Origin of the sequence: Acinetobacter sp. YH12072, from assembly GCF_013419565.1 — a bacterium.
In the GTDB taxonomy this organism is placed as follows: domain Bacteria; phylum Pseudomonadota; class Gammaproteobacteria; order Pseudomonadales; family Moraxellaceae; genus Acinetobacter.
The window spans coordinates 1-3,007 of the sequence record NZ_VOZV01000082.1; the positions used below are offsets into that span (position 1 = coordinate 1).

Genomic DNA, 3,007 nt, shown 5'->3' on the forward strand with positions numbered 1-3,007 from the left:
GATGCCATTTTTCTTTATACTGTCACTGAGGCAGGTTGGACATTTGATTTCTAGAGTTATTCGCATTTCTCTATTTTATCAAAATTCAACCTGCTTTGTTTCAGCATACTTTTTGAAACACCACCGATAATCTAACTGGCAATCAAAACACTGTATTACATACGCAGACTTTACAGCTAGATCAGCGTTATTGGTTTAAAGCTTTACAGAAAATTAGGTTCTTTGAATTTAGTAATCTAAAACACTATTTCCCTGATTTAAGTAGTCTTGATGAGTTTTTATCTGATTCTCAATACTTAGGTGGATTAACAATTAATGTGAACTTACCTAGTAAGCTCAATCTAAGTGATCTTCCTCCTCGGGAGAAATTACAACTTCTGGAAACAGTTTTGACAAGGATTTCTGAGAACATTCGTCGTAACTATCAGAAATACAGAGGCACATACCGTTTTATTAGTAAACCGTTAAAAGATGTAATTACTGATTATACTGTTCATGTTGATCCAAATATGATGATCAATCAAAGAATCACATCAGAGAGTACCATTGGGAAAAAATGGTATGTCTATGATCAGGCTATCCTGAATCAGTTAGAACATAAGCTTATTAAGCTGCTAGAACAGTTTATGCAGAAACTGAATACTAAATATGATGATATTTACATTATTCGTAATGATGAGAAAACTACACGCTTTAAATTAACCGAATTTAATGGTGTCCGAGGTTTTATGCCTGATTTCATTATGTTGATGAAGGATAAGGCCAATGATGATATTTATTATCAGGTCTTTTTAGAACCAAAAGGCGATGATCGTTTGATACAAGATGCATGGAAAGAAAACATGCTAGAAAAAATAAATGATCCCAACCTTATTATGGTTGAAAGTGATGAAAATGTACGTTTAGTAGGCGTTAAATTCTTTGCTGAAAGTAGACGGCATGAGTTCATTAAAGACTTTTCTGACAAGTTATATGATGGTCAGCAATTAGAAGTACAGTCTTTATTAATTTAAGCTTTCATAATATGAAATGAACAACATAAGAATCCGGTTTTTTGAACCGGATTTTTTTATCTATGACATTTTATGTATTTCATGACGAACAAATTAAAATTGCACATATATATTTTGTATACTTAGAGTATACCCTAAAGTTACAATCTGAAAGTTCATGAAATTATGTATCATTTAAATGATTTTTAATCATAAGTAACATGTAACTTTAGTGTTAAAGAATTATAATTTACGAAATTGTTCATTTTTATCCAATTGGGGCGTGAAAAAGTGAAAGGCCAAAAAGTAGGGTATGTCCGGGTAAGTTCTGTCGAGCAAAACACTGGACGTCAACTTGAAGGAATTGAGGTCGACCGGATTTTTGTTGACCGTGCTTCAGGTAAAAATACTGACCGACCTAAATTTCAGGAAATGTTGAACTATGTCCGGGAAGGGGACAGGGTGATTGTACATTCAATGGATCGTTTTGCGCGAAGCCTAAAAGATTTGGTCACTGAAGTAGATAAACTGGTCAAACGAGGGATCGCCATCCAGTTTGTAAAAGAAAATATTACTTTTACAGCCGAATCCACCCCGATGGATAATTTGATGCTTCAAATGATGGGTGCTTTTGCACAGTTCGAACGTGAGATCATTTTAGAGCGGCAAAAGGAAGGAATAAAACTCGCCTCTGCTCAGGGGAAGTACAAAGGTCGGGTGCATAAACTAAAGCCTGACCAAGCTGAAGCTTTACGACAAGCATGGAAGGAGGGGAAGTATCCATCGAAAATGGCATTAGGGAAAGCTTTTGGGATTAGTCGTCAGGCGGTATACCGATATTTACAAGTTAGTGAATAGCTTATTGGGATTAGCAACTAAATTTAGTTTAACTTATAAAAATCATGAAACACTGTTCGAATTTTAAGCGTGGAACATGAATAATCAATAAAAAGCCGCTCTGGTGCCCTATATTCCAGAACGGCTTGCTTTAATATAATGATATTTAAAGAGAAATATCAAACATTACGTATAAGGTGTATTATGTTAATTTTAGAATCTCTTAGAAATGATTCACTTAATCTATAACCATTCTTTAATAATTAATACATTTATCCTAGAAAGATGAGTGCCCTAAAAGTGTAAAAAAATAGTCACAAAAATTTCAAAATAGCTCGATATTATTTAAATAAAATTTATACTAATACTTGATGTTGTATAAGCAAATATAGCTAATTACTTAAGTTAGCAGTACAAAACTTTATAAAATGGTGTTTTACAGAAATATTTACATTCTATAGCCTTTAGCTATAGCACCACAAAGTAGATGTATTTTTTGAAAATTTAATTAGATCAAGGAAAAATCATGAGAATAAATAAAATTAAAGATCATCAAAAGCGATTATGTTGCTTAAAAATCATTACTGTTGGAATAGGCTTATGCTTATCCATGCAATCGAATGCCAATGGTGTAGAAAAAGTTCTGTCTAAAAATGCATTCAACCAAGATGCGGAACACTATGCCAAGGAACACAAGGTCTTATATAGTGAGGCACTTAGAAGATTAATCATTCAAAACTCACTGGATCAAGTGTTACCTCAGTTAGAAAATAAATACCGTCAAAGACTTGCGGGTGTATTTTTAGAAAATGGTGTAAATTTCAAATTGGTTGTGTATTTGACTGGTCAAGAAAAGGTAGTAAATCGAAACTTAAGTATCAAAAATAGTTCAGCCGTTCCATTCAGTGGTGTATTAAGCTTACCGATAGAATTTAGAACAGGCGCACAATATACCAAGACTCAATTGGTACAGATGCTTAAAGACAATGATGCTAGCTTAAGACAGGCTTATCCAAATCTTCAAGCAGCAAGCATTAATGAAGTAGAAAATAGGGCACTGTTGCAAAGTTAGCGATGAGGCAGCCTTTTGTCTTATTCAAAGGCCTTACATTTCAAAAACTCTGCTTACCAGGCGCATTTCGCCCAGGGGATCACCATAATAAAATGCTGAGGCCTGG

3 protein-coding genes are annotated in these 3,007 nt (G+C 33.9%); all 3 read left to right on the forward strand.

Features of this window, described 5'->3' with window-relative positions; all coding sequences use genetic code 11:
• The first annotated feature begins 317 nt into the window (after positions 1–317).
• The 3 genes from FTU19_RS16050 (at position 318) to FTU19_RS16060 (ending at position 2,901) form a co-directional block, all read left to right on the forward strand.
• Positions 318–1,013: a hypothetical protein gene (locus FTU19_RS16050; protein ID WP_180131907.1), complete on the forward strand. Its 696-nt coding sequence runs from the start codon at positions 318–320 to the stop codon at positions 1,011–1,013.
• Between the two features lie 270 nt (positions 1,014–1,283).
• On the forward strand, positions 1,284–1,850 hold the full coding sequence (locus FTU19_RS16055) for a recombinase family protein (protein ID WP_000678311.1): 567 nt from the start codon (positions 1,284–1,286) through the stop codon (positions 1,848–1,850).
• Between the two features lie 505 nt (positions 1,851–2,355).
• Positions 2,356–2,901 (forward strand): hypothetical protein, encoded by a 546-nt coding sequence (locus tag FTU19_RS16060; protein ID WP_154320201.1) that lies wholly within the window; start codon positions 2,356–2,358, stop codon positions 2,899–2,901.
• The last annotated feature ends 106 nt before the right edge of the window (positions 2,902–3,007 follow it).

What these genes read in the sequence shown, in the direction of transcription:
- FTU19_RS16060 (WP_154320201.1), top strand. Translation starts at nt 2,356, where the DNA reads ATGAGAATAAATAAAATTAAAGATCATCAAAAGCGATTATGTTGCTTA.